The 26,079-nt window shown below is 71.3% G+C and carries 23 protein-coding genes; 17 read left to right on the forward strand and 6 right to left on the reverse strand.

The window, feature by feature from the left end; all coding sequences use genetic code 11:
• Positions 1 to 94: 94 nt before the first annotated feature.
• Entirely contained in the window at positions 95 to 1,264 is a 1,170-nt protein-coding gene (locus tag FBY24_RS08695; protein ID WP_142159835.1) for an RICIN domain-containing protein, read from the reverse strand.
• A gap of 523 nt (positions 1,265 to 1,787) precedes the next feature.
• Between FBY24_RS08695 and FBY24_RS19435 the strand changes: the two genes are divergently transcribed.
• From FBY24_RS19435 to FBY24_RS08750, 11 genes are all read left to right on the forward strand, one after another.
• Positions 1,788 to 3,482: a cellulose binding domain-containing protein gene (locus tag FBY24_RS19435; protein ID WP_304515639.1), complete on the forward strand. Its 1,695-nt coding sequence runs from the start codon at positions 1,788 to 1,790 to the stop codon at positions 3,480 to 3,482.
• A gap of 144 nt (positions 3,483 to 3,626) precedes the next feature.
• Complete coding sequence (locus tag FBY24_RS08705; RefSeq protein WP_142159839.1) at positions 3,627 to 4,235, forward strand: hypothetical protein; 609 nt, start codon at positions 3,627 to 3,629, stop codon at positions 4,233 to 4,235.
• A gap of 417 nt (positions 4,236 to 4,652) precedes the next feature.
• Complete coding sequence (locus FBY24_RS08710; RefSeq protein ID WP_142159841.1) at positions 4,653 to 4,901, forward strand: hypothetical protein; 249 nt, start codon at positions 4,653 to 4,655, stop codon at positions 4,899 to 4,901.
• 268 nt (positions 4,902 to 5,169) lie between these two features.
• Positions 5,170 to 5,634 carry a hypothetical protein gene (locus FBY24_RS08715; RefSeq protein WP_142159843.1) on the forward strand — a complete coding sequence of 155 codons (465 nt, stop codon included), beginning with the start codon at positions 5,170 to 5,172 and terminating at the stop codon, positions 5,632 to 5,634.
• A gap of 321 nt (positions 5,635 to 5,955) precedes the next feature.
• Positions 5,956 to 6,744 (forward strand): hypothetical protein, encoded by a 789-nt coding sequence (locus FBY24_RS08720; RefSeq protein ID WP_142159845.1) that lies wholly within the window; start codon positions 5,956 to 5,958, stop codon positions 6,742 to 6,744.
• A gap of 343 nt (positions 6,745 to 7,087) precedes the next feature.
• Entirely contained in the window at positions 7,088 to 8,953 is a 1,866-nt protein-coding gene (gene dnaK, locus FBY24_RS08725) for a molecular chaperone DnaK (protein WP_142159847.1), read from the forward strand.
• Positions 8,950 to 9,591 (forward strand): nucleotide exchange factor GrpE, encoded by a 642-nt coding sequence (locus tag FBY24_RS08730; protein ID WP_142159849.1) that lies wholly within the window; start codon positions 8,950 to 8,952, stop codon positions 9,589 to 9,591. The genes dnaK and FBY24_RS08730 overlap by 4 nt, the downstream gene beginning before the upstream one ends.
• 46 nt (positions 9,592 to 9,637) lie before the next feature.
• On the forward strand, positions 9,638 to 10,630 hold the full coding sequence (locus tag FBY24_RS08735; RefSeq protein ID WP_142159851.1) for a DnaJ C-terminal domain-containing protein: 993 nt from the start codon (positions 9,638 to 9,640) through the stop codon (positions 10,628 to 10,630).
• 66 nt (positions 10,631 to 10,696) lie between these two features.
• On the forward strand, positions 10,697 to 11,131 hold the full coding sequence (locus FBY24_RS08740; RefSeq protein WP_140457857.1) for a heat shock protein transcriptional repressor HspR: 435 nt from the start codon (positions 10,697 to 10,699) through the stop codon (positions 11,129 to 11,131).
• Between the two features lie 208 nt (positions 11,132 to 11,339).
• On the forward strand, positions 11,340 to 13,184 hold the full coding sequence (locus FBY24_RS08745) for an AAA family ATPase (RefSeq protein WP_142159853.1): 1,845 nt from the start codon (positions 11,340 to 11,342) through the stop codon (positions 13,182 to 13,184).
• A gap of 149 nt (positions 13,185 to 13,333) precedes the next feature.
• Positions 13,334 to 13,558, forward strand: a complete 225-nt coding sequence (locus FBY24_RS08750) for a chemotaxis protein CheW (RefSeq protein ID WP_142159855.1) — start codon at positions 13,334 to 13,336, stop codon at positions 13,556 to 13,558.
• 60 nt (positions 13,559 to 13,618) lie between these two features.
• On the opposite strand, the gene FBY24_RS08755 is transcribed toward FBY24_RS08750, so the two are convergent.
• Positions 13,619 to 15,967 carry a serine protease gene (locus FBY24_RS08755; protein WP_142159857.1) on the reverse strand — a complete coding sequence of 783 codons (2,349 nt, stop codon included), beginning with the start codon at positions 15,965 to 15,967 and terminating at the stop codon, positions 13,619 to 13,621.
• A gap of 70 nt (positions 15,968 to 16,037) precedes the next feature.
• Positions 16,038 to 16,709, reverse strand: a complete 672-nt coding sequence (locus tag FBY24_RS08760; protein ID WP_142159859.1) for a LuxR family transcriptional regulator — start codon at positions 16,707 to 16,709, stop codon at positions 16,038 to 16,040.
• Between the two features lie 429 nt (positions 16,710 to 17,138).
• Between FBY24_RS08760 and nrdH the strand changes: the two genes are divergently transcribed.
• From nrdH to nrdF, 4 genes are all read left to right on the forward strand, one after another.
• On the forward strand, positions 17,139 to 17,384 hold the full coding sequence (gene nrdH / locus FBY24_RS08765; protein ID WP_142159861.1) for a glutaredoxin-like protein NrdH: 246 nt from the start codon (positions 17,139 to 17,141) through the stop codon (positions 17,382 to 17,384).
• Positions 17,385 to 17,514: 130 nt separating this feature from the next.
• Positions 17,515 to 17,931, forward strand: coding sequence for a class Ib ribonucleoside-diphosphate reductase assembly flavoprotein NrdI (gene nrdI / locus FBY24_RS08770; protein ID WP_142159863.1), 417 nt, complete (start codon positions 17,515 to 17,517; stop codon positions 17,929 to 17,931).
• A 2-nt stretch (positions 17,932 to 17,933) separates the two neighbouring features.
• A complete protein-coding gene (gene nrdE / locus FBY24_RS08775) occupies positions 17,934 to 20,048 on the forward strand; it encodes a class 1b ribonucleoside-diphosphate reductase subunit alpha (protein ID WP_142159865.1) in 2,115 nt (704 codons plus the stop codon).
• 51 nt (positions 20,049 to 20,099) lie between these two features.
• The gene (nrdF, locus tag FBY24_RS08780) at positions 20,100 to 21,080 is read left to right on the forward strand and encodes a class 1b ribonucleoside-diphosphate reductase subunit beta (RefSeq protein WP_140458417.1); all 981 of its coding nucleotides are present in this window, start codon (positions 20,100 to 20,102) and stop codon (positions 21,078 to 21,080) included.
• Between the two features lie 147 nt (positions 21,081 to 21,227).
• On the opposite strand, the gene FBY24_RS18985 is transcribed toward nrdF, so the two are convergent.
• Positions 21,228 to 21,389 carry a hypothetical protein gene (locus tag FBY24_RS18985; RefSeq protein ID WP_160158467.1) on the reverse strand — a complete coding sequence of 54 codons (162 nt, stop codon included), beginning with the start codon at positions 21,387 to 21,389 and terminating at the stop codon, positions 21,228 to 21,230.
• A gap of 367 nt (positions 21,390 to 21,756) precedes the next feature.
• Between FBY24_RS18985 and FBY24_RS08785 the strand changes: the two genes are divergently transcribed.
• Both FBY24_RS08785 and FBY24_RS08790 read left to right on the forward strand, forming a co-directional pair.
• Positions 21,757 to 22,032, forward strand: coding sequence for a type II toxin-antitoxin system Phd/YefM family antitoxin (locus FBY24_RS08785; protein ID WP_142159867.1), 276 nt, complete (start codon positions 21,757 to 21,759; stop codon positions 22,030 to 22,032).
• Positions 22,014 to 22,415 (forward strand): PIN domain-containing protein, encoded by a 402-nt coding sequence (locus FBY24_RS08790; RefSeq protein ID WP_255432306.1) that lies wholly within the window; start codon positions 22,014 to 22,016, stop codon positions 22,413 to 22,415. The genes FBY24_RS08785 and FBY24_RS08790 overlap by 19 nt, the downstream gene beginning before the upstream one ends.
• Positions 22,416 to 22,520: 105 nt before the next feature.
• Here the strand turns inward: FBY24_RS08790 and FBY24_RS08795 are convergent, their stop codons facing one another.
• Both FBY24_RS08795 and FBY24_RS08800 read right to left on the reverse strand, forming a co-directional pair.
• Positions 22,521 to 24,353, reverse strand: coding sequence for a family 43 glycosylhydrolase (locus tag FBY24_RS08795; protein WP_142159869.1), 1,833 nt, complete (start codon positions 24,351 to 24,353; stop codon positions 22,521 to 22,523).
• The gene (locus FBY24_RS08800; protein ID WP_142159871.1) at positions 24,350 to 26,017 is read right to left on the reverse strand and encodes a ricin-type beta-trefoil lectin domain protein; all 1,668 of its coding nucleotides are present in this window, start codon (positions 26,015 to 26,017) and stop codon (positions 24,350 to 24,352) included. Before FBY24_RS08800 ends, FBY24_RS08795 begins: the two co-directional genes overlap by 4 nt.
• Between the last annotated feature and the right edge of the window lie 62 nt (positions 26,018 to 26,079).

A 26,079-nucleotide genomic window follows, 5' to 3' on the forward strand; every position in this document is an offset into this window, starting at 1 on the left:
ACGGTCAGGCGAGGGTGGATGCGGATATCCGCATCCACCCTCCGCACCGGGCCGTCGTCGCGGGCGGTGCGGAGGGCGTCCCGGCGGAGGGGGCTCAGCCCACCTTCACCAGCTGCCACTGCTGGTTGGTGCCGTTCCAGTCGGTGTACTGGACGATGTTCCCGCCGTCGGCGGTGGAGGCGCCCTGCACCTCGACGGCCTTGCCGCTGTTGCGGTTGATCAGCTGGACGTACCCGTCGACCGTCTGGATGCTGAACTGCTGGTTGGCGCCGTTGTTGTCGCTCCACTGCTGGACCGCCGCACCGTCGGCGGTGGACTTCGCGGCCACGTCGAGGACCTTGCCGGACAGCCGCGACTTCAGCCGGTAGTAGCCGTTGCCGGAGCTGACGAACTGCCACTGCTGCTGCGTGCCGCCGTTGCGGGCCCACTGGGTGATGCGCGCGCCGTCCGCGGTGGACAGGTTGTAGACGTCGATGGCCTTGCCGCTGTTGCGGTTGACCAGCGTGTACCAGGCCGCGGTGTCCACCGGGCCGGAGTTCCCCGGGTTGCCGGCCGGGTTGCCGATGCTCCCCGGCACGGCGCGCAGCGCGGTGAACCAGGCGGCCGCCATCTTGTCGTAGCCCGCCGCGTTGGGGTGCACGCCGTCGGGCAGGTCGTTCACGCTCACCGCGTTGTACATGTCGACGAGGTGCACCTTCTTCCCCGCGGCGGCCCTGCTCGACACGATGCCGGGGATGGCGGCGTTGTAGGCCCGGACCTTGGCGTCGGCGTACGACACCGGGATCAGGGTCGCGACGAACACGTCGGTCTGCGGGGACGTGCTGGTGATCTTGTCGATCACCCCCGCGAGCCGCGCCGGTGCGTTCGCCAGGTCGCGGTTCTGGCTGATGTCGTTGGTGCCGATGTGCAGCAGCACCGTGCGCGGCTGGTACGTGCGCACCCAGCTCACGACGTTCGCGTCGATCTGGTCGATCCGCCAGCCCGAGTGCCCCTCGTGGTCGTGGTCCCCGAGGCTCGCCGGCCCGTTGAAGCCCGACCCCACGAAGTCCGTGGTGTAGCCGTTCTGCGCCAGCCGCTGCCACAGCCCGACGCGGTACCCGCCGCCGCCCATGCCGACGCCGTCCGTGATCGAGTCGCCCAGGGGCATCACGCGGGTGCCCCCGTTGCTCTCCGCGGACGCGGGCGTGGACGGCGCCAGGACACCTCCTGCCAGCGCGACGCAGAGCGTGACGGCGAGCAGCAGCCGTCGGCCGAATCTGTGCATGAGGTCTGCCTCCTGGGATGGCGGCACGTGCGACCCATCGGGCGCGACGGTGCGCCGGCGGGCGTGCCCCGCGACCTCGGGCCGGTGCCGTGCGGTCGTGCGGTCGGGACGTGCTCGGGACCGGTGACGTGCCTGGGCGGTGAGATCCCGCCGATGTGAACGATCACGCGGCGAGACCGGGCCCCACTCTGGCACGCGCTCGCGGGCCGGGCGATGCACTCGAATCGATTAAGCCAAAGGCCGGCACGCCGCCCCTGGGTGACCCCGCAGCACCTAATCGTTTGGCCGATCGCGAACCCGACGAGGCCGGTGCCAGAGTGCGCGGTGCCGCGATGTGATCGTCCACAACCGGTCCGGGCAGGACCGGTCCCGCCCTCACCGAGGTCACGCGCACCGGCGGGCGCTGCTGGTGCCTGCCGGCTGCGGGCGGGACGGTCGGGTGCGCACCGGACGACCGACGACGAGGGGACGGATCATGCGGAGAGCTCGACGATCACGCCGGACCTGGGGCTTCACGCTGGCGGTGGCGACGCTGATCACGGGGGTGATGGTCGCCGAGGCGCCTGTGGCGTCCGCCGCGAGCGGCTGCCGGGTGGACTACGTCGTCGCCTCGCAGTGGAACAGCGGGTTCACGGCCGGCGTCAAGGTCACCAACCTCGGTGACGCGGTCAGCGGCTGGCAGCTCGGCTGGACCTTCCCCGCAGGTCAGACCGTGAGCCAGGCCTGGAACGCCGTCGTCACCCAGAGCGGCGCCGCCGTGTCTGCGAGGAACGCGTCGTACAACGGCTCGCTCGGTACCGGGGCGTCGGCGGAGTTCGGCTTCAACGGGACGTACGGCGGCACCAACCCGGCGCCCACCTCCTTCGCGCTCAACGGCACCACCTGCACGGGGTCGGCCGGCGGCACCCCCACGCCGACGCCGACGGTGGCGCCGACCCCCACGCCCTCCGCCACCCTGACGCCGACACCGACCCCGCCGGTGGGCGGCCCCGCGGACCTCACGGTGAACACGGGCACCAGATACCAGACGATCGACGGCTTCGGTGCCGCCGTGTCGATCTGGGGCGGTGCGTGGTCGACCGCGGACACGCAGACGCTCGTCGGGATGGGCGACAACCAGCTCGGCCTGTCGATCGTCCGCACCGGGATCTCGCCGGTGCAGAGCGAGTGGAGCGCCCAGGTCAGCGCGCTGCGGACGGCGAAGTCTTACGGCTCGGAGGTCAAGATCCTCGCCTCGCCGTGGACGGCGCCGGCCGCGTGGAAGTCGAACAACAGCCGGATCAACGGCGGCACCCTGCTGCCTTCCCGCTACGGCGACTACGCCAACCACCTCAACAGCTACGTGCAGTACATGAAGGGCCAGGGTGTGACGATCGACGTCACGTCCGTCCAGAACGAGCCCGACTGGCACCCCGACTACGACTCGATGGCGTGGACGGGCGACACTCTCCGCAACTTCGTGCGCGACCACGGCACGAAGATCACGAGCACGAAGCTGATGGTCGCCGAGTCGCTGGGCACGAACCGGGCCTACACCGACCCCACGCTCAACGACGCGACCGCCCGCAACAACATCGGCTACATCGGCGGCCACATCTACGGCCAGGAGAACGGGCCGAACCTCTCCCGGTACCCGCTCGCCGCCCAGCACGGCAAGAACCAGTGGATGACCGAGTGGAACTACCACCAGGCCGACGGCACCGGGTCGAACATCTGGGGAGACCCGTCGAACGCCGCCGTGTGGAACGAGACCCTCGACGTGATCATGCCGTCGGTCAACCGCACGATGGAGGCCAACTGGAGCGCGTACGTCTGGTGGTACGGGCGGCGCTACTACTCCTTCATCGGTGACGGGGAGTCGGCGTTCGGGACGACGGGCGGCGCGGTCCTCAAGCGCGGCTGGGCCTTCTCCCAGTACTCCAAGTACGTCCGTCCGGGCGACCAGCGCATCGGCGTGACCGAGAGCGCCAAGGCGTCGCCGCTGGACGTCACGGCCTACCAGGGCGACGGCGGCAAGATCACCCTGGTCATCCTCAACCGCTCGACCAGCGCGGTGAACGGAGCCGTGGTCCAGGCGCCGCAGCAGGTCCGGTCGGCGCTGCACACGATGACGTCGCAGTACTCCAGCCGGGCACCGCGGACCACGACCGTCAACGGCAGCCAGGTGACGGTCGACGTCCCCGCACGGAGCATCTCCACGGTGGTCCTCACGCTCTGAGCACCAGAGCGGGTCCGGCGCGACCGCCGGCGGACGGTGCTCCATGTCAGCCCCGTCCGCCGGCACGATGGCGGGTGGGGGAGGGCCGCGGACACGCGCCCCTCCCCGCCGCCCGCTGACCCGCACGTCGTCCCCGGAGAGCCCATGCCGACGAACGTCTCCGTCATCAAGGGCACGGTCGTCGTCGAGGGCGCGCTCACGGAGCAGGACCTGAAGCGCCTGACCCGGCTCTGCGCGTCGAGGTCGACGGTCGAGGTGTGGCGGGCGCAGCACGCGTCGCTCGTGTTCCTCCTCGACCTGCCCGGGCTCGCGGACCTGAGCCTCGTCAACCTCCGGGTCGACGACCCGGGTGCGCTGCCCGAGATCGGCACGCTGCGGCGCCTGTTCCTCAACCAGGCCCGGTTCCGCACGGGCTGGGGCTTCCTGGCGTCGCTCACGCAGATCGAGGAGCTGCACCTGCTCAACGTGCGCGGTGAGCTGGTGCTGCCGGACCTCCAGGCGCTGGACCGCCTGAAGATGGCGCGCGTCTGGGGGTGCAAAGGGCTGACCGACGTCTCGGGGCTGGCTGCCGCGCCCCACCTCGAGGACGTGCGGCTCGTCGACACCGGCATGACCCCTGCCGGCCTGGCGTCGCTCCTCGAGAATCCGTCCGTCCGGCGCCTGAGCTCGACCTTCCCCCGGGTCAAGGACGACGAGCACTTCCGTGAGCTCCTGGCACGCAACGGCAAGACGGCGGACAGCGAGGCGTCGTAGTCCACCGGCTCCACCACGCCCGCCAGGCGCACGTCGTGATCCCCGGTGACGGACGGACCGGTCGCCCTCCATGATGCTGCGGTGACTCCCGCGCGACCGCGGTTCCAGGACCGCGACGAACCGGTGCGGTACCTGCGGCCATCCACGGTCCTGGTCCGGTGCCCCCGGTGTGTTGCGCGGGCCGTGGCGACCCCCACGTCGGTGACGTGCTCGGCCTGTGCCTTCTCCCGCACGGGAAGCGGCTCGGTGCTGCTCGGTGCTCGGGTGACGGCGGTGGTGCAGGGTCGGTGCGGCCGGTGCGGGCGCAAGGCTGTGGTCGAGCGGAGCGTGCGAGGGGCGATGAGCCCGGTGCCCGTGCGCTGCGAGGGATGCGGGGCCGTCACCCGTCACGGCGTCGTCCGGGTGCGAGGCGCGGGCGTGCCCGAGGGCCCGCGGTTCCGTGGGCTCGACCTCTGGTTGCAGACCCCGTGCGAGGGCCGTGTCCTGTGGGCGTGTGACGAGGCCCACCTGGACTTCCTCGAGCGCTACGTCGCTGCCGGCCTGCGTGAGCAGGAGCCGGGAAACGCGTCCCTCGCCAGCCGGCTGCCCGCATGGATCAAGAGCCGCAAGAACCGCGCCGTCGTCCTCCGAGGGCTGCGCCGCCTCCGCGCGACGCTCGCCGAGTAGCGGCGCTCTGGCGCCCGAGGAGGCAACCACCTTTCTAGGCAGTCCGTACCGGAGCCGGGGCGTGCGTCAGGCGGTGACGGGACTGTAGGGAATGACGAGAACCGTCCAACGTCCGGTGCGCGGACCCGCGTCCCGGCAGAGCGGGAGACGGCCGCCGTCTCACCTTCGTGTCCGGATCCTCAGCGACGTGCGCAGAGGTACCCCGTCGACCGCTCATGCTGGCGTGATTGTCGCTGCTCGCGCACGGGGTACGGGGTACGTTCCGGTCGTGACCAAGAAGAACGAGCGGGCCGTCCTGGAGTTCTCAGGTGCATCCACCTGGGATGCAGACGAACTCGGCCTCTCTCTGGCTCGCGCCGCCCGGGCCGACGTCACGCTCGGGGGGTACCTGATCTACGCGTGCGATCCGACGGACGACGTGCTGGACGACCACACGCTCAAGTACGTCAAAGTGCTCGGCGCAGAAGTCGTCGGGTCCACGCGCGACCCGGCGGACCTCGCCGCTCTGATGGACGCCCTGGCCGCCAGGGACGTGACCGACTTCCTGTGCATGTGCACGGGTGACCTCGCGATCGAGTTCTTCGACGCGACGGGGACTCTGACCGATGTAGTGCGAGTCGATCTTCCCTCTGGGATCGAGTGGCCGAGGTGGCCCGGCCGAGCCTCTCTCGTCGATGCGGGAAAGCTGCACGCCTGGTTGCAGGCGCACTCGATCTCGCGATCGGGCCATTGAGTTCCCCGAACGCTGTAGAGCGCCCGGCCCACAGCCAAACAAGCTCGTGACGTCGTCGAGCTTGGCGTCGCTCGTACGCCGAGGGCGTCGAGGCTCCGCCACGCTCAGGAGGGTGGTGGGAACCTCCGCGGCGACGCGCGCATCACCCGTTCCCCCGAAGAGTTTCTCAACCAGGTCCTGTGCGACCTGAGCGGCCACCACGCATAGCTCCCGCCCGCCAGCCCTAGATCGACGCACGACATCACCACCGCTCGCGTTCGACCTCCCGGCCTATCCACTTGTCGAGAACTCGCGCGGGCGGTCGTGCGACACGCTTCAGAGGTGGACGGACTCCGATCGGCCCGGTTGAAGCTGGCACGCGCCCATGAACTGAACGAGCTGGTCGACAGAGAGGTGCAGGCGTGGCACGCCGCATCGTCGCCGTTCCTCATCAACTCGATCGAACCGTCGGCCACTGGCAGTGGCCGCGACCTCGTCGTCCGAGTGGGTGGGCTCGCACCCGTCACCGACGCGCTGGTGCTCGCCGTCGACGACTCGCTGCACCACATGCGGACAGCGCTCGACCACGTCGTTTGGCAGCTCGTAACTGACAATGGCGGCGTCCAGTCACGGCAGGCTTTCCCGGTTCTTCGCACGGCACCTGTGACCTCGAAGGAGCGAGCCTCATGGCGCGCGTCGATCGATGGGGTAACGACCGCGGTCAGGGACGTGATCGAGCGGTTCCAGCCGTACAACCAGGCTGTGCCGGAGACGTTCGAGAACAGCACCCTTTGGGTGCTGCACCAGCTAGACATCGTCAGCAAGCACCGCTCGGTCGTGTCGATCGCGCCCTTCAGCGGCGCGTACCGGATGGAGATCACCGAAGGCATGGGTGGCCTCCGGTTTGAGGTCGGGCGCCCATGCCGGCCAGACCCGTCGCAACCACCCGCGGCGGTGAGGGTCTCCGGCATCCCATTCGACTTTGCTGACCCAGGCGACTGGATCGGCATCTCGCACCCGCTTCTGCTTCTGGAGTCGAGTGAGCACGTCGGTGGCGAGCTGGTCTCCGTGCTCGGCAGGGCCGAGCGTTGGGCCCGCAAGATCGTGGATGAGCTTGAGGCAGTGCGCTAGCCACGGGGACCGGCACGCGCAGGTGCATGACCAACGAGCGGCATGGCAAGGGACGGGGGCTCGGTCCCTCGGTGGTCGGGTATTCGGGACGAGCCACGCTCGGCCCCCATGCCTGCGACGACCGGTTCGTGAGATTGGCACAGGCCATGGACGCCTCCGGGGCCTGCCGCGCGGAGAGGTGACGGGCGGGAACAGATCGGCGACGCACAGAGTTGAGCCCAGCAGACTCAAGTTCGACCGTCTCGGGTTTGCCAGGTCGCTCCGGCCGACGCAGACTTGAGCCAGGCGGACTCAAGAGCGCCCCCAGTTTGTGGAGCACCGCTCCGGAAGGAAGGCAACGCACATGGCACGAGCAGTCGGCATCGACCTCGGTACCACCAACTCGGTGGTCGCGACCCTCGAGGGCGGCGAGCCCACCGTCATCGCCAACGCCGAGGGGTCGCGCACGACGCCGTCGGTCGTCGCGTTCTCCAAGACCGGCGAGGTCCTCGTCGGCGAGGTCGCCAAGCGCCAGGCCGTCACCAACGTCGACCGGACCATCACGTCCGTCAAGCGCCACATGGGCACTGACTGGACCACGGCGGTCGACGAGAAGAAGTACACGCCGCAGGAGATCAGCGCCCGCATCCTCGGCAAGCTCAAGCGTGACGCCGAGGCGTACCTGGGCGAGCCCGTCACCGACGCGGTCATCACGGTCCCGGCGTACTTCAACGACGCCGAGCGCCAGGCCACCAAGGACGCCGGCACCGTCGCGGGCCTCAACGTCCTGCGCATCATCAACGAGCCCACCGCGGCCGCCCTGGCCTATGGCCTGGAGCGCGGCAAGGAGGACGAGCTCATCCTCGTCTTCGACCTCGGCGGCGGCACGTTCGACGTCTCCCTGCTCGAGGTGGGCAAGGACGACGACGGCTTCTCCACGATCGAGGTCCGCGCGACCGCGGGCGACAACCGCCTCGGCGGCGACGACTGGGACGCGGCGATCGTCGCGCACCTGGTCACCGAGGTGAAGAACACCACGGGCGTCGACCTGTCGAAGGACAAGATCGCCCTGCAGCGTCTGCGCGAGGCGGCCGAGCAGGCCAAGAAGGAGCTGTCGTCCGCGACCAGCACCAACGTCTCGCTGCAGTACCTGTCGATGAGCGAGAACGGCCCGATCCACCTCGACACCAAGCTCACGCGCGCGCAGTTCCAGCAGATGACGCAGCCGCTGCTCGACCGCGTGAAGGCGCCGTTCCACCAGGTCATCCGCGACGCCGGCATCTCCGTGGCCGACATCGACCACGTCGTGCTCGTCGGCGGCTCGACCCGCATGCCCGCGGTGTCCGAGGTCGTCACGCAGCTCACCGGCGGCAAGGAGCCCAACAAGGGCGTCAACCCGGACGAGGTCGTGGCCGTCGGCGCCGCGCTCCAGGCCGGCGTCATGAAGGGCGACCGCAAGGACGTCCTGCTCATCGACGTCACGCCGCTGTCCCTCGGCATCGAGACCAAGGGCGGGGTGATGACCAAGCTCATCGAGCGCAACACGGCCATCCCGACCAAGCGCTCGGAGATCTTCTCCACCGCCGAGGACAACCAGCCGTCCGTGCTGATCCAGGTGTTCCAGGGTGAGCGCGAGTTCGCGCGCGACAACAAGCCGCTGGGCACGTTCGAGCTCACCGGCATCGCGCCGGCGCCGCGCGGCGTCCCGCAGGTCGAGGTCACCTTCGACATCGACGCGAACGGCATCGTGCACGTGTCCGCCAAGGACCGCGGCACCGGCAAGGAGCAGTCGATGACCATCACGGGCGGGTCGGCCCTCCCCAAGGAGGACATCGACCGCATGGTCAAGGACGCCGAGGAGCACGCCGCCGAGGACAAGAAGCGCCGCGAGGAGGCCGAGACCCGCAACACGGCGGAGCAGCTCGTCTACCAGACGGAGAAGCTCCTCGTCGACAACGGCGACAAGCTCTCCGACGACGTCAAGACCGAGGTCCAGGCCGCGGTCGGCGAGCTCAAGACCGCCCTCGAGGGCACCGACGTCGAGGCCGTCAAGGCCAAGCACGCCGCGCTCCTGACGGCCAGCCAGAAGATCGGCGAGGCCCTGTACAGCCAGGAGCAGGCCGCCCCGGCCGCCGACGAGGCCCCGGCGACGGACGCCAAGTCCGCCGACGAGGACGTGGTCGACGCCGAGATCGTCGAGGACGAGGCACCGGAGGGCGACAAGAAGTGACCGACGAGCACGCCCCCCAGGGGCCGGACCAGCCGCAGGGCGGGTCCGGCCCCGACGAGGGGGCCCCGCGCGTGACCGACAAGCGCCGCCTCGACCCCCAGACGGGCGAGCTGCGCGAGCCGACGCCCGAGGAGGCCGTGCTCGACGCGGCCGCCGACGCGGTCTCGGGCGTCGCCCCCGAGGGCGACCTCGCGGCCGCCCAGGAGCTCGCGGCGCAGCGGCTCGACGAGCTGCAGCGCTCGCAGGCGGCGCACTACAACCTCGAGCAGCAGTACTCGGCGTACGTGAAGCGGTCCAAGGCCGAGGCCCTGGCCTCGCACGACCGGGGTGTCGCGGCCGTGGCCGAGGCACTGATCCCGGTGCTGGACGACATCGAGCTGGCCCGCCAGCACGGTGACCTGTCGGGGCCGTTCGCGTCGATCGCGGAGAAGCTCGAGGCGACCCTGCAGCGCTTCGGCGTGGAGCGTTACGGCGCGGCCGGGGAGCCGTTCGACCCCGCCGTGCACGAGGCGCTCATGCACGCGCACTCGGCGGACGTGACGGAGCCGACGGTGCAGCAGGTGCTGCAGCCCGGGTACCGCACGGTCGAGCGGGTCCTGCGCGCCGCCCGGGTGGCGGTCGTGGACCCCGAGGGCTGACGGGCACCATCATCTGCACACCAGGACGAAGCGGGAGGGAGGCGCCGTGACCGGCCAGGACTGGCTCGAGAAGGACTTCTACGCCGTGCTCGGCGTCGCCAAGGACGCGGACGCGGCGGCGGTGAAGAAGGCGTACCGCAAGCTGGCGCGCCAGCTGCACCCGGACCAGAACCCGGGCGACGCCGCGGCCGAGGCCCGCTTCAAGGACATCGGCGAGGCGTACGCGGTGCTCTCGGACCCCGAGCAGCGCCGCCAGTACGACCAGCTGCGTGCCATGGCCGGCGGCGCCCGCTTCACCGCGGGCGCCGGCGGTCGTGGCGGCGCGCCCGGCGGGCCGGGGTTCGAGGACCTGTTCGGCACGATGTTCGGCGGGGCCAACGGTCCCGGCGGGCGGGTGCGGTACCAGACGTCCGGCACGGGCGGCGGTGCCGGCGGGCCGGGGTTCGAGGACCTGCTCGGCGGGCTGTTCGGCGGCGGGGGAGGGCGCGGCCACGCCGGCGCCGACCTGACGGCCACCACGACGCTGCCGTTCCGCACGGCCGCCGAGGGGTCGACCGTGTCGCTGTCCGTCGAGGGGCGCACCGTGAACGCGCGCATCCCCGCGGGGGTGCGGGACGGGCAGAAGATCCGCCTGCGCGGCAAGGGCCGCCCGGGCAGCGGCGGGGCGCCCGACGGCGACCTCGTCATCACCGTGCAGGTCGAGCCGCACCCGGTGTTCTCGCTCGAGGCCGACAACCTGCGCGTGACGGTGCCGGTGGCGTTCGACGAGGCCGCCCTGGGCGCCACGGTGCAGGTGCCGACCCTCGACGGGTCGGCCGTGCGCGTGAAGATCCCGGCCGGCACGCCCTCGGGGCGCACGCTGCGCGTCAAGGGCAAGGGCATCACGACGTCGAAGGGCACCGGCGACCTGCTCGTCACCGTGCAGGTGGTGGTGCCCCAGCGGCTGAGCGCCGCGGCCCGCGAGGCCGTGCAGGCGTTCGGCATCGCCACGTCCGGCGAGGACGTGCGCGCGGACCTCATGGCGGACGCCCGGCGCTGACGGGTCTGCGCCACCCGACCGGGTGGCGCGGTGCACCGCCGCGGCTGCGGGGGAGGAGGACGGGCGATGGACGAGGACGCGAAGGTCTACGTCATCTCGGTCGCCGCCGAGCTCGCGGGCATGCACCCGCAGACGCTGCGGCAGTACGACCGCCTCGGCCTGGTCCGCCCGGGCCGCACCCGCGGGCGCGGGCGGCGGTACTCCGCGCGGGACATCCAGATGCTGCGCGAGGTGCAGCGGCTCTCGCAGGACGAGGGTGTGAACCTCGCGGGCATCAAGCGGATCCTCGAGCTCGAGGCCGAGGTGCGGGCCGTGCGCCAGCAGGTCGAGTTCCTGCGCACCCTGCTGGACCCGGGGCGCCGGGTGTTCACCGCCGACCCGACGGGCAACGTCGTCGCCGACCGCCGGCACCCCCTGGCCCCGCAGCCCGCGCCGGGGCGCCGGCCCCGCTGGGTGCCGCGCCAGCTCGTGGCCGGGCCGACGCCCCGCCGGGACGGCTGAGCGGGTCCCTCGGGCGCACGCCACCACCTGCGGCGACGCCGGGGGATGGGCCGTCCGGGCGAGGGCCGGACGAGTGAAGGTGCGCGCCACCGGTTGTCACAATCGGACATACCGGACGAGCATGGCGGTCTCGCCGTGAACCACCCGCACGCGGTGACGGCCGGCCGCCGAGCCGCGAGGCCGTCGCCCCGACGAAGGGCCGCTCCTCGTGACCGCTGCGCGCACCCCGCTGATCGCCACGCACGACATCGCCGCCGACCGTGAGCGCCTGCGCCGGCGCCGGGTGGTCCGTCTGTGCCTCGTCGTGCTGGCCCTCGAGGTCTACGTGATCTGGGCGGCGCTGACCGGGCGGCCGCTGGTCGTGGTCCCCGAGGTCGACCCGCTGGTGCTCGTGCCGGTGCTGTTCTTCGCCGCGCTCCTGCTGCTGCTCGTCGGCACCCAGGTCGGCTCCGGCCGCTCCCCGCACGTCACCTACCGGCCCGAGCAGGTCGACGTCACGCTCGACGACGTCGTCGGCATCGACCCGGTGGTCGAAGACGTGCGCCGCTCGATCGACCTGTTCCAGACCCACCGGCGGTTCGCCGACCAGATGGGCGGCACCCCGCGCCGTGGCCTGCTGTTCGAGGGCCCGCCCGGCACGGGCAAGACCCTGACGGCCAAGGCGATGGCCGCCGAGGCGGGCGTGCCGTTCCTGTTCGTGTCCGCGACGAGCTTCCAGTCGATGTACTACGGCGCGACGGCCCGCAAGATCCGCGCGTACTTCAAGGCGCTGCGCACCGCCGCCCGCAAGGAGGGCGGCGCGATCGGCTTCATCGAGGAGATCGACGCGATCGCCCTGCGCCGCGGCGGCCTCGCGGCGGCGTCGTCGCGGGCGGCGTTCGTGCAGGTGCCGTCCGTGCAGGGGCTGCTCGGCGGCCAGGGCGGCGTGGTGCGGGACGCGATGATCTCCGAGGGCACCGGCGGCGTGGTCAACGAGCTGCTCGTGCAGATGCAGTCGTTCGACGAGCCCGTCGGGTCCGACCGGGTCGTCAACGCGCTGCTCCAGCTGGTCAACCTCCTGCTGCCCGCGCACCGCCAGATCCGTCTGCGCAAGCCCACGCGGGCCCCGATCCTGCTGATCGCCGCCACCAACCGCGCCGACCACCTCGACCCGGCGCTGCTGCGCCCCGGCCGGTTCGACCGCCGCCTGACGTTCAACCCGCCGGACGCGCACGGCCGCCGCGCCCTCGTGGACCACTTCCTGGCCCGCCGCGCGCACCACGCCGAGCTCGACGAGCCCGCGGTCCGCGACCGGGTGGCCGCCGCGACGAGCGGGTGGACGCCGGTGATGGTCGAGCACGTGCTCGACGAGGCCCTGGTCAACGCGCTGCGCCGCGGCGACACCGCGATGCGGTTCGTCGACGTCGAGCACGCGCGCCTGACCGAGCTGGTCGGCATCGGCCACCCCGTGACGTACACGCCGGCGGAGCAGCGCCTCATCGCGACGCACGAGGCCGGGCACGCCGTCACCGCGTGGCTCGTGGCACCCAGCCGCACGCTCGAGGTGCTGACCATCGTCAAGCGCGGCTCCGCCCTGGGCCTGCTCGCCCACGGCGACTGCGAGGAGGTCTACACGCACTCGCGCTACGACCTCGGCGCGCTCGTGCAGATCGCCATGGGCGGCTGGGTCGCCGAGGAGCTGTTCTTCGGCCAGACCAGCACGGGCCCGGCCTCGGACCTCGCGGCCGCGACCCGCACCGCCGCGCAGATGGTCGGCGCGGCCGGCATGACGGGGTCGCTGGTGTCGTTCGCCGCGACCGACAAGGACCTCGTCTCGGCCGTCATCGGCGACCCGTCCGCCCGTGCCCAGCTCGAGCAGGTGCTCGACGACGCCCGCGCGACCGTCCGCCGTCTGCTCGCGTCGAACTCCGACCTCGTCGAGGCGCTCCGCGACGCGCTCCTGGCCCGGCACGAGCTGGTCGGCGACGAGATCACGGCGGTGCTGGAGAAGGCCGTCGCGGACCGCCCCGGCGCTGCCCCGGTGCGGCCGGCGGGCGCCCTGCGCATCGCCTGAGGGGGCGGTCGCGGGGCCCCGCGACCCACGGCGCGGGGGACCGGGTGACGGGACCCTCGTCCCCCTCGCCGGGTGTCCGGATGGTGAGATGATGGCGGGGCCGGCGACCCCGGCCACCCGTCCGCACGCACCGACCAGGAGCGACGAAGATGTCCGCCGTCACGTTCAGCCACGCCCCCTCCGCCGCCCGCGGCGTCCGCACGCACGCGCACCGCGCGATCGACACGGTCCGCTGGGCCCCCGCGCCCACGCCGGGCGCCACGCCCGCCCAGCGCCTGCGGTTCGCCGGCTACGTCGCCGGCAGCGTCGTCGCGTGGGTCGCGCTCGGCCTGCTGGGCGCCGCGCTGCTCGGCGCGCTCGTCGGCCTGGTCTGACCAGCGCACCGGTGCCGGCGCGGACGACGAGGTCCGCACCGGCACCGGCAGCACCACCGGTCAGCGGAAGGCGTGGTGGAAGAGCTGCCCCACCCAGCCGCCGAACTCGGGGCTGGTCACGCGCTGACCGTCCGGGACCCAGTGGCTGAACAGCCCGTTGACGACGTCCGGCGCCTGCGCGTCGAACCACGGACCGCCGCTGCCGCCCTGCGTCAGGTCGTCGAGCTTCGCGATCGTGGCCGGGCCCTGCTCGGTGAGCCGGCTGCCGAGGCTGCGCCACATGTGCTCGCCGTCGAACGCGAACCCGGGCCGCGCCTTGCCGGGGTACCCGGTGTCGATCCAGGTCGACGCCACCGCGCCCCAGAGCATCCCCGCCCAGCCCACGACCTCGCCGATCTCCTTGCCGTCCAGCGGCTTGATCGTGCACATCGCCACGTCCCACGCCGCGATCTGGTTCGCCTGGACGTTCCAGGCCTGCGGGGCGAACCCGGCGGCGATCGCCCACGTCCCGAACGGCCGGGCTCCCGCGGCGTACGCCGGCACGAACACCAGGTCCGTCGCCGTGACGCCGTGGTAGGTGAGGTTGTGCGCCGCGGTGAGGATCCCGCGCTTGTGGACGACGCACGCCGAGCCCGAGTACGGCTGGCCGTCGCGGCGGAAGAACAGCTTGCCGACCGTCTTCCACGGGCTCGTCCCCGGGTTCGGCACGCGGTCGGTGACCGGACCGACGTCCGGGCCTCCGAGCGCCTGCGACGACGCGGCACCGCCGACGTGCGCGGGGTGCACCGCGTGCGCCCCGCTGCCCGCGACGGTGCGCGGGGCGTCGGGGAGGCGGAGCGCGTCGGGGTCCTCCTCGACCCCGAACGGCGTCGCCTGCGCCATCAGCTCCGGGGTCCAGAGCTCCAGCGCCGCGACGTCGTCCGAGAGCACCCGCGAGGCGTCGAACGTGGCGGCGAAGTCCGGGGCGTGCACCGTGCCGTCGGTCCAGGGGCCGGCCGGGTAGAGGCGCGCCTCGACCGTGTACCAGGTGACCGTCCAGGAGTACCCGCGGTCGTAGTCGCTCTTGACGAACACGTCGCCGCCCGAGCGGCCGATGATCTGGTCGCTGACCTTGCGCCAGTCCCCGCCGTTGCTCGACCGGTTGCACACGACGTCGAAGCCGACGATCACGCGCGAGGAGTTGCGGTACGAGAACACGTGCTCGTTCCAGCCGATCTTCCAGTCGGCGCTGACCGTGCTGGTCTCGAGCGTGACGTCGACACCCGCCTCGTCGCCGCGCTGGAACCCGTACCCCCAGCGCACGGTGCCCAGGTCGGCGTCGTGGTTGACGCCCTTGCCGGGCTCGGTCTTCGCGGCCGCGACGACCTGGGAGTAGAACGCCTGCCGGTTGGCGATCTCGTGCAGCGTGGTCAGCACGCGCTGCGTCTCGGCCGTCAGCAGCTCGATCTGCTGCGGGTCCGTGGCGAGCGACGCCTGGTGCGCCTCGATCGTCTTCTCGAGCTTGTGGTACGCCTCCTCGACGAGCCGGCGGCCGAAGTCGGGGCAGGTGCGGAAGTGCGCGCGGACCAGCCAGAACCGGTTGTAGAGGAACCCGAGCTGGGCGAACGCGTCGGGGCTGACCGGCACCTCGCCGGGCAGCGCCGGGTCGATCATGCGGTACGCCTGCAGGTAGCTCTCGAGCGGCTCCATCGCCTGGTTCTGGTTGAACCAGGGCACGATGACGGACAGCACCGACCCGGGCGTCCACCCCTCCGACGGGGCGTCGGGGACAGGGCTCGAGACGCCCTGCGCGGTGATCCGCACGTTCACGTTCGCGCCGTGCGCCTTGGCGGTCTTCTCGAACGCCGCGCTGCCCTCGGCGCTGAGCACCTGCGGCACCTCGGCGCCCAGCGACGCGGCGAACTTGGTGCGCTGCTCCGTGCTGGTGAACCGGCACTGGTACGCCACCTGCAGCGCGGACCCGGCGCGGTAGCCGGCCACGAAGTAGTCGCCGTGCCGCTCGCGGAAGCCGGGCCCGGGCTCGACGGCCAGGCTGTAGGCGTCCGCGAGGGAGAACTGGCTCTCCTCGACGTTCACCTCGGCGAGGATCGTCACGGCGAGCTCGGAGACCGCGAGCTCCTCCAGGTACGACGTGCTGGCCGAGACGGTGACGCCCTCGAGGTTGTACGACGCCTTCACCGACGAGCTGATGAGGCTCTGCATGTCGGACTCGGACTGCACGAGCGCGTACCGGTACTCGGGGTGCAGCGACGGGCTGCGGCGCACCTCGAACGGTGCGACGGCGCTCGCGCGCAGCTGGCCGGTGACGGCGTCGACGCCGGCGCCCAGGCGCAGGTGCGGCTGCCACGGCTGCCCGACGACGGTGGTGTTGAGCAGCGTGGTCGGTTGACCGGTGCTGGTCCTGATCATGGTGTCCCCCTGCTGGTCGGCGGGTGCGACGCTGCGCCCCCGGCGGTGACGGGCCGGGCCGGCCCGTGTGTCACTGTTCTCCCGTCCGCGCGGGGGCGTCCTCACCAGAACTGGTGAACGTGACCGCCGCCAGGGCCAGCCACGCGGCGGGCAGCGACCGGTGCGCGACCGCGACCGCCTCCAGCTGGGACGTCACCTGCAGCTTGGCCAGCACGGACTTGATGTGGCTGCGCACGGTGTGCAGCGACAGGTGCCGGCGCTCGGCGATCCGGGCGGCCGGGATCCCGGCGACCATCGCGCGCAGCACGGCGTGCTCGGCGGGGGTCAGCCGGTCGAGGTCGAGGACCTCCTGGTGGCGTCGCCCGAGCTCCGTGCCGGCAGGAGGCCCGGCGGGGGAGTGCAGGCGCCGGTCGACCAGGCGCAGCAGCGGCACGAGGGGAGCGCCCTGGTTGAGGACGGCCGCGCCGCGCTCCTGCAGGTGCCGCAGCACGTCGGCCGAGCGCACGGTCCCCAGGGCGACGGTGCCGTGCAGGGGCACGCCGGGGGGCAGCCGGAGGCGGGCGGCGCCGTCGTCGTCCTCGACGACCACGACGCAGGGCCCGTGCAGGGCGTCGGGGCCGACCCGCTCGGCCCGCACGTCCAGGACGTCCCAGCCGCCCGTGCCGAGCCCGGCGGAGACGGCGGCGGCGACGATGCTGCCGGGGAGTGCGACGACGGTGGTCCTGCGCTGGTCTGCCCCCATGGGCGGATGTGTGGCACACCGCGTCGGGCCGGGGGCCGAACGCCGCGCGACGCGCCGGACGGCGCCGCGACGCGCCGGTGCACGGTGCGGCACGCCGTGCTGTGACGAAGCGGACACAGGGGGCGAACCGGCTGTGGACGGAGGTGGGGACACGCCGGGGTGCGCCTGTGGGCGGGCCTGTGGGTATCGCCGTGCGCGTGGCGCGCATGCGGGTGAACACGCACGTCAGGGCGCCGACGCACTGTCCACAGGCGGTGGGCGGCGAGGGCGCACAGGGTGAAAACCACACCCGTGCAACACAACACCTAGTGGTGTCTTGCAGTGTCAGACCCCAGGTGTAGTGTCTACGCAGACGGCTCGCCCCCATGCTTCGCGGAGGGCTCGAGCCGGTCACAGACGCACGGAACGAGCCCTCGGGGAGAAGTCGCGATGACGATCACGGTCTACAGCAAGCCGGCCTGCGTGCAGTGCACCGCGACCTACCGTGCGCTCGACAAGATCGGCCACGACTACACGGTCGTCGACATCTCGCAGGACGCGGACGCCCGCGACTACGTGATGTCGCTCGGCCACCTCCAGGCCCCCGTCGTGGTCGTCGACGGCGAGCACTGGTCGGGCTACCGCCCCGACCGCATCAAGGCGCTCGCCGACAAGCTGGCGACGCAGGTCGCCTGACCCGGTCGGTCCGGGGCCCGCGCGGCACCCGGACGACCGCACGGACGCCCCGGGCCGGTGCCGGTCACGCACCGCACCGGCCCGGCGGGCTCCGCACAGATCGCACCTCGGACGGCGGAAGGAGCGTGCGATGACCTCGCTCGTGTACTTCTCCTCGGCGTCGGGCAACACCCACCGCTTCGTGGAGAAGCTCGGCTTGCCGGCCGTGCGGATCCCCCTGCGGCCCACCGAGCCGTTCCTGCACGTGCAGGACCCGTACGTGCTGGTCCTGCCGACGTACGGCGGGGGCAACGAGGGCGGGGCGGTGCCCCGCCAGGTCATCAAGTTCCTCAACGACGAGGGCAACCGTGGCCTGATCCGTGGCGTGATCGCCGCGGGCAACACCAACTTCAGCGAGGCGTACTGCATCGCGGGCGACATCGTGGCGGCCAAGTGCCGCGTGCCGCTCCTGTACCGCTTCGAGCTCATGGGAACCAACGAGGACGTCACGCGCGTGCGCGACGGATTGGGGCAGTTTTGGCAGCGACGGTCGCAGATACCCGCGTAGAGATGACGGGGCTGGACTACCACGCCCTGAACGCGATGCTCAACCTGTACGACGCGGACGGGAAGATCCAGTTCGACGCCGATCGCGAGGCGGCGCGGCAGTACTTCCTGCAGCACGTCAACCAGAACACGGTCTTCTTCCACGACCTGGACGAGAAGCTCGAGTACCTCGTCGAGAACAAGTACTACGACCCGGCGGTGCTCGCGCAGTACGACCGCGAGTTCATCAAGTCGCTGTTCCAGTACGCGTACTCGAAGAAGTTCCGCTTCCAGACCTTCCTCGGCGCGTTCAAGTACTACACCTCGTACACGCTGAAGACGTTCGACGGCAAGCGGTACCTCGAGCGCTTCGAGGACCGCGTGTGCATGGTCGCGCTGGCGCTGGCCGAGGGCGACCAGGACTTCGCGATGAACCTCGTCGACGAGATCGTCTCCGGGCGGTTCCAGCCGGCGACCCCCACGTTCCTCAACCTCGGCAAGGCGCAGCGCGGCGAGCCCGTGTCCTGCTTCCTGCTGCGCATCGAGGACAACATGGAGTCCATCGCGCGCGGCATCAACTCGGCCCTGCAGCTGTCCAAGCGCGGCGGCGGCGTGGCCCTGCTGCTGTCGAACATCCGCGAGCACGGCGCGCCGATCAAGCACATCGAGAACCAGAGCTCGGGCGTCATCCCCGTCATGAAGCTCCTCGAGGACTCGTTCAGCTACGCCAACCAGCTCGGGGCCCGCCAGGGCGCCGGCGCGGTGTACCTGCACGCGCACCACCCGGACATCTACCGCTTCCTCGACACCAAGCGCGAGAACGCGGACGAGAAGATCCGGATCAAGACCCTCTCGCTCGGCGTCGTCATCCCGGACATCACGTTCGACCTGGCGAAGAAGAACGAGCCGATGTACCTCTTCTCGCCGTACGACGTCGAGCGCGTCTACGGCGTGCCGTTCGCGGACATCGACGTCACCGAGAAGTACTACGAGATGGTCGACGACGCGCGCATCCGCAAGACCAAGATCAACGCGCGCGAGTTCTTCCAGACCCTCGCCGAGATCCAGTTCGAGTCCGGCTACCCGTACGTGATGTTCGAGGACACGGTCAACCGTGCGAACCCCATCAAGGGCAAGATCACGCACTCGAACCTGTGCTCGGAGATCCTGCAGGTCTCCACGCCGTCGACCTTCAACGAGGACCTGTCCTACGACCAGGTCGGCCGCGACATCTCCTGCAACCTGGGCTCGATGAACATCGCGCTGTCGATGGACTCCCCGGACCTGGGCCGCACGGTCGAGACCGCGATCCGCGCGCTGACCGCGGTGTCGGACCAGACGAGCATCGAGTCGGTGCCGTCGATCAAGAAGGCCAACGCCGGCGGGCACGCGATCGGCCTCGGGCAGATGAACCTGCACGGGTACCTGGCGCGCGAGCGGATCCACTACGGCTCCGACGAGGGCCTGGACTTCACGAACATCTACTTCTACACGGTCGCGTACCACGCGATCCGTGCCTCGAACCTGCTCGCGCAGGAGCGGAAGGCGAAGTTCTTCGGGTTCGAGGACTCGAAGTACGCGACCGGCGAGTACTTCACCAAGTACGTCGAGAAGGAGTGGAAGCCCCGCACCGAGCGCGTGCGCGAGCTGTTCGCGGCCGCGGGCGTGCACGTCCCCACGCAGGACGACTGGCGCGAGCTCGCGGCCCTGGTCGCCGAGCACGGGCTGTACAACCAGAACCTGCAGGCCGTCCCGCCGACCGGCTCGATCTCGTACATCAACCACTCGACGAGCTCGATCCACCCGATCGCGTCGAAGATCGAGATCCGCAAGGAGGGCAAGATCGGGCGCGTCTACTACCCGGCGCCCTTCATGACGAACGACAACCTGGAGTACTACCAGGACGCGTACGAGATCGGCTTCGAGAAGATCGTCGACACGTACGCCGAGGCGACCCAGCACGTCGACCAGGGCCTGTCGCTCACCCTCTTCTTCAAGGACACGGCCACGACCCGTGACCTGAACCGCGCGCAGATCTACGCGTGGAAGAAGGGCATCAAGACCATCTACTACATCCGCCTGCGGCAGATGGCGCTGGAAGGTACGGAAGTGGAGGGTTGCGTTAGCTGCATGTTGTAATGCATTTCGCGCAATCGAATCCCTAGGCGTACACGAAGGAATTTCATCATGATGAGCCCAACGGGCAAGCTGAAGCTGGTCGACCGCGTGTCGGCGATCAACTGGAACCGTCTGCAGGACGAGAAGGACCTCGAGGTCTGGGACCGCCTGGTCGGCAACTTCTGGCTGCCGGAGAAGGTGCCGGTCTCCAACGACATCCAGTCCTGGGCGACCCTCACGGACGCCGAGAAGATGATGACGAGCCGGGTCTTCACGGGCCTGACGCTGCTGGACACCATCCAGGGCACGGTCGGCGCGGTGAGCCTCATCCCCGACGCGCTGACCCCGCACGAGGAGGCCGTCTACACGAACATCGCGTTCATGGAGTCGGTGCACGCCAAGTCGTACTCCTCGATCTTCTCGACGCTCATGTCGACCAAGGAGATCGACGAGGCGTTCCGCTGGTCGGAGGAGAACCCGAACCTGCAGCGCAAGGCCGAGATCGTCCTGAACTACTACCGGGGCGACGAGCCGCTCAAGCGCAAGGTCGCCTCGACGATGCTCGAGTCGTTCCTGTTCTACTCGGGCTTCTACGCGCCCATGTACTGGGCGTCGCGGGCCAAGCTCACCAACACGGCCGACCTGATCCGCCTGATCATCCGTGACGAGGCCGTGCACGGGTACTACATCGGCTACAAGTTCCAGAAGGGCCTCGAGCGGGTCAGCGAGGCCGAGCGGGCCGAGCTCAAGGATTACACGTTCGAGCTGCTCTTCGAGCTGTACGACAACGAGGTGGAGTACACGCAGGACCTCTACGACGAGCTCGGCCTCACCGAGGACGTCAAGAAGTTCCTGCGCTACAACGCCAACAAGGCCCTCATGAACCTGGGCTACGAGGCGCTGTTCCCCCGCGACGAGACGGACGTCAACCCGGCGATCCTCTCGGCGCTGAGCCCCAACGCCGACGAGAACCACGACTTCTTCTCCGGCTCGGGCTCCTCGTACGTCATCGGCAAGGCCGTCAACACCGAGGACGACGACTGGGACTTCTGAGCCCGGCGTGCTGCCGACGCGGCCCTCGTGACCTGGTGGTCACGAGGGCCGCGTCGCGTCCGGCCAGAAGGTGCTCCGCCACGCCGCTGGCCTCACGCGCCGTCCCGACCGCCGACGGCGCCGCTCGCGCCGTGCGCAGCCGGCTCGTCACCAGGGCGACGCGCGCCATCGCGGCACGTGGGCGTCGAGCCACCGCTCGAACCGGTCCGGGTGGCGCAGGATCACGTCCGTGTCCCACCACGGCCCGCGGACGTACCCCGGCGTGACGACCGAGACCGTGCCGACGATGTCGTCGCCGGCGTGCAGCACGAGCGTCGGGTGGGCGGTCGTCGTCCAGGACCCGCCGTCCTGCTCGTCGGCGGCACGAGGCAGGCGCGCAGCTCGGTGAGGGCGCCGGGGTCGTCGATCCGTGCCAGCAGGTCGTCGGGGTCGCGACGGCGGCGCTTCACGCCCGGGTCGTACGACGGGCCCCGGACCACCAGCAGCCGCGTCATCGAGTGCACGGCGTACTCGACGTCCAGGGGGTCGGCGTCCACGCCACGACGATAGCCACGGCACGCACCCGGCCATCCGCAACGTGCGCGGGCCGAGCCCCAGCTCACCTGTGTGCCCCCGCCGAGCACGGTCGCCAGTCCGCGGTGTAGACGCGCGTCTACACCGCGACTACCGTGACTTCATGGCCACCGTCGGGACGCGCGAGCTCAAGCAGAACCCGCACGCCGTCGTGCGGCAGGTTCTCGAGACGGGCGAGGCGGTCGTGGTGACGACGCACGGGCACCCCACCGGAGTCGCGCTCGTGCCGACCCATGTTGGGCCGCGGCGGTGGGTCCGGGGGGCGGACCTGGCCCGGGTAGCCCTGATCGACGACGACGCCGTGTCGCGGCTCCACGACGACCTCGCGTCCGTGGACCAGGACGACGAGCCCGCCGACCCGTGGGCGCCGCGCGCGTGATCCTCCTCGACACGAACGTGCTGGTCGACCTCCACCTGTACGCGCTGGACCCCGACGAGGAGTACACCGCGAGCATCCTGTCGCGTGCCGAGCTGGAGTTCGGCGTCCGCGCCGCCCGCAGCGCCGAGGACACCGCCGTCCGCACCCGGCGGCTCAACCAGCTCGACGAGCTGTTCGACTGGCTGCCGTTCGACGTGGAGTGCACGCGCTCGTACGGCATCGTCGCCTCGACGGCACGGGCGTCCGGCGCGAAGGTGCGCGGCAAGGACGCACTGATCGCCGCGCAGGCGCACCGGCACGGTGCAGCGCTCCTCACGGCGAACCTCGACGACTTCCGGCCCTTCGAGCACCTCGTCAGGATCGCGGCACCGACCCGTCGGTGACCGCGCCGGACGGGGCATGTGCTCGGTGACGGCCGCCTTCCGTCCCGGCCACGCGGGGGTGCGAGGACGGGCGCGCCGCCCCCGCACCCCTGGGCGTCGCGCCGCTCAGGAGACGCGGCTCCACCGGAACGTCGCCGCCGACGTGCAGGTGCGCTGCTCCAGGGCCGCGCCGTCGGCGGTCGAGCCGCCGACCACGCCCACGCACCGGCCGCTGGCCCGGTTGACCAGCTGGTCGTCGCCGTCGCCGGTGGACCGCCACGAGAACTGCTGGTTGGTGCGGCCGTGGCAGGTGTACTGGATGAGGCGGGCACCGTCGGCGGTGGACGCGCCGGTCACGTCGAGGCACTTGCCGCTGTGCACGGACCGTAGGGAGACGTACCCGCCGCCGGCGTCGACGACCTGCCAGCGCTGCCACGGCTGCCCGTTGCTCGCCCACTGGCCGACCACCGCGAGGTCGTCGCGGTTGGGCTGCTGGACGTCCATGACCTTGCCGCTCGCACGGTTGGCGATCCGCACCTCGCCGGACGGCGGCACCGTCGGGGTCGGTGTCGGTGTGGGGGTGGGCGTCGTGCCGCCGGCGCGCGTGAACTGCCAGCTGCCGACGTTGAACAGCTCGCCGCTGCCGCCCGCGAACCGCAGGACCAGGTCGCGGGTGCCGCTCGCACCGCTGACGGGGCACGTGACCGTGGTCCACGCCTGCCAGCCGCCGGTGCCGGGCACGGTGCACGTGCCGACGACCGGCCCGGTCGCGCTGTCGAGCCGCACCTCGATGCGTCCGCCGGCGCCCGCCGACGCGACGCGTGCGCTGAACGCCGCCGCCCCGGCGCCGAACCCGACGCCCTTGACCCGCACCCAGTCGCCGTTGCCGATGAACGCGAGGTTGAGGCCGCCCTCGGTGGCGCGCTCGGTCTCGACGCCGCTCGCCCAGGCCGTCGTCTCGGCCTGCTGCGTGACGTACGGGTCGAGGGGTTCGACCTGCGGCGGCCCCGCCGTGGTCATGCTCATCTGCGGGATCGACCCGTCGGCGCCGTACGTGAACTGCTCGACGGCCACCGACCGCGTGAACCCGCCCCCGCCCGGCAGCGCACCGTTGTGGTAGAAGAAGTACGACCTGCCCCGGTAGTCGACGACGCCGGGATGGTTGGTGAAGCTGCTGCCCTGCCGGGGCATGACGGTGCCGCGGTACGTCCACGGGCCGGTCGGGCCGGGGGACGTCGAGTACCCGATGAACTCGCTGCAGCACTCCGCGGCGAACACGTTGTAGTAGGTGCCGTTGCGCTTGTACACCCACGGCCCCTCCTCGTAGAGGGTGGGCCGCTGCGCGTTGCCGCCGGGGCGCGTGCCGAACCCCGCCGTGGTCAGCGGGATCCGGGTGGGGCTGCCGGAGTACGACACCATGTCGCGGTTGAGCCGGACGTACCAGAGGTTCGGGTTGCCCCAGTAGAGGTACGCCTGGCCGTCGTCGTCGATCATCACGGTCGGGTCGATCTCGCCGTTGCCGACGAGCGGGCGGCCGATGGCGTCGCGGAACGGCCCGGTGGGGCTGTCGGAGACGCCGACGCCGATGACCATGCCGCCGCCCCGTTGCTTGACGGGCACGTAGAAGAAGAACTTCCCGTCGCGCTCCACGACCTGCCCGGCCCACGCGTCGGCCTCGGCCCACGCGAACGTCGTCAGGCCCATGGGGGAGCCGTGGTCGGTCCAGTTGGCCATGTCGGTGGTGGAGAAGACCCGCCAGTCCTTCATGGTGAAGTACGTCGAGCCGTCCTCGTCGTGGCTCGTGTAGACGTACAGGCGGCCGTCGTGGACGAGCGGGGCCGGGTCGGCGGTGTAGACGGTCTGGACGATGGGGTTGTCCGCCGCGGCCGGTGCCGTGAGCGTGACGGGGAGCAGCAGCGCGGCCGCGGCGAGCGCCGCGACCCGCCGGCCGCGCCTCACCGCCGGCTCCACACCTGGTTGGCGGCGCCGGTGCAGGTCCACAGGAGCACGCCCGTGCCGTTCGCGGTGAGGTTGCGGTCGACGTCGAGGCACAGCCCGGACGCGACGCCGCGGATGGTGCCGTTCGGCTGCGCGGTCCACTGCTGGTTGGTGCCGCCGTGGCAGTCGTACAGCTGCACGGCCGTGCCGGCGGTGGCCCCGGCCGGGGCGTCGAGGCAGCGGCCGAGCACGCGCAGCGTCGCGCCGTCGGTGGTCCACCGCTGGTTGGTGCCGCCGTTGCAGTCCCAGATCACGGGGCGTGTGCCGTTGGCCGTGGCGCCGTTGGGCGCGTCGAGGCAGCGGCCGGACGCGGCGCTGACCAGCGTCGTCGTCGAGCCCGTCGGCGGCGGGGTCGTGGTGCCGGGGGTGACGCGGTACAGCGCGACGCCGTGCGCGGGCACGGTGGCCGTGATCCGGTCCGACGTCTGGCCGGTCGCCCCGGTCCACAGTTCGCGGTACGTCGCCGTGCCGGCGCCCAGCCCGGCCTCCGCGAGGGTCGCGGAGATGCTGCGGCTGCTGCCGCCGCGGTTGAGCAGGGCGACGGCGACCGAGCCGTCGGCCAGCGGCTTGGCCCAGACCTCGGCGTCGCCGTCGTCGCGCACACGGTCGGCCTGGCGGACCAGCGGGTCCTGGTCGATCGCGAGCACGTCACGGTTGGTCAGGATGCTGCGCACGTCGGCGCTCATGTTCCGGATGTCGTTGCCGGCGATCAGCGGCGCGGAGAGCATCGCCCACATGCTCATGTGCGCGCGGTTCTCGGTGGGGGTGAGGGTGTTGCGCACGCCGACCATGAGCATGTCGGGGTCGTTGTACTGGCCCGGCTTCGTCCACTCCCGCATCGGCTCGATGATGTCGAGCGCCTCGGTGATGCCGACGAAGCACCAGTGGTCCGACGGCGGGCAGCCCGTGGACCACGCGTCCTTGAGGTCCTCCGAGGTGCGCCACATGTCCGCGAACGCTCCCCAGCCGGAGTAGGTCGGCGCGGTGTTGGTGTGCGCGCTGTTCGGGTTGATGGAGTAGACGATGGGCCGCCCCGTGGCCTTGAGGGCGTCGCCGAACTTCTTGAACAGCGCCGCCTGCTCGGTGACGGTGCCGCGCGGGTCGCACCAGTCGTGCTTGACGTAGTCGACGCCCCACGAGGCGAACAGCTGCGCGTCGCGCGTCTCGTACCCGTTGGACGACGTGCCGGGTCGGTTGCCGAAGTACTGGTCGCAGGTCTTCTCGCGGGGGGCGTGGTAGATCCCGAACTTCAGGCCCTTGCTGTGGATGTAGTCGCCCAGGGCCTTCATGCCGGACGGGAAGCGCGACGTGTTCGCCCGCAGGTTGCCGTTGGCGTCGCGGGTGTCCTGCATCCAGCAGTCGTCGACGACGACGTACTGGTAGCCCGCCGCGGCCATGCCCGAGCTGACCATGGCGTCGGCCGCCTGCCGGATCATCTGCTCGTTGATGTTGCAGTAGAAGGTGTTCCAGCTGTTCCAGCCGAGGGGCGGCAGCGGTGCCGGCTCCTCGACGGTGGGGGTGGCGGCCGCGGCCGGTGCGGCGGGCGCCGCGAGGCCGGCCGCGGGGGCGACGAGCAGGGCCAGGGCGAGCGCGAGGACGCGCAGGCGGGGACGGGTGCGGGACACGGAGGTCTCCTCGGCGGACGCGGCCCGGGTGTGGGCCTGGACGACCCGGCGGACGTCGGTGT

This window comes from Cellulomonas sp. SLBN-39, from assembly GCF_006715865.1.
GTDB lineage: Bacteria > Actinomycetota > Actinomycetes > Actinomycetales > Cellulomonadaceae > Cellulomonas.

Excerpts from the sequence above, each read along its gene's own strand:
- dnaK (WP_142159847.1), top strand. The coding sequence starts at position 7,088 with ATGGCACGAGCAGTCGGCATCGACCTCGGTACCACCAACTCGGTGGTC.
- FBY24_RS08755 (WP_142159857.1), bottom strand. The coding sequence starts at position 15,967 with ATGATCAGGACCAGCACCGGTCAACCGACCACGCTGCTCAACACCACC.
- FBY24_RS08750 (WP_142159855.1), top strand. The coding sequence starts at position 13,334 with ATGTCCGCCGTCACGTTCAGCCACGCCCCCTCCGCCGCCCGCGGCGTC.
- nrdE (WP_142159865.1), top strand. The coding sequence starts at position 17,934 with ATGACGGGGCTGGACTACCACGCCCTGAACGCGATGCTCAACCTGTAC.
- nrdI (WP_142159863.1), top strand. The coding sequence starts at position 17,515 with ATGACCTCGCTCGTGTACTTCTCCTCGGCGTCGGGCAACACCCACCGC.
- nrdF (WP_140458417.1), top strand. The coding sequence starts at position 20,100 with ATGAGCCCAACGGGCAAGCTGAAGCTGGTCGACCGCGTGTCGGCGATC.
- FBY24_RS08740 (WP_140457857.1), top strand. The coding sequence starts at position 10,697 with ATGGACGAGGACGCGAAGGTCTACGTCATCTCGGTCGCCGCCGAGCTC.
- FBY24_RS08695 (WP_142159835.1), bottom strand. The coding sequence starts at position 1,264 with ATGCACAGATTCGGCCGACGGCTGCTGCTCGCCGTCACGCTCTGCGTC.
- FBY24_RS08760 (WP_142159859.1), bottom strand. The coding sequence starts at position 16,709 with ATGGGGGCAGACCAGCGCAGGACCACCGTCGTCGCACTCCCCGGCAGC.
- FBY24_RS08785 (WP_142159867.1), top strand. The coding sequence starts at position 21,757 with ATGGCCACCGTCGGGACGCGCGAGCTCAAGCAGAACCCGCACGCCGTC.
- FBY24_RS08705 (WP_142159839.1), top strand. The coding sequence starts at position 3,627 with ATGCCGACGAACGTCTCCGTCATCAAGGGCACGGTCGTCGTCGAGGGC.
- nrdH (WP_142159861.1), top strand. The coding sequence starts at position 17,139 with ATGACGATCACGGTCTACAGCAAGCCGGCCTGCGTGCAGTGCACCGCG.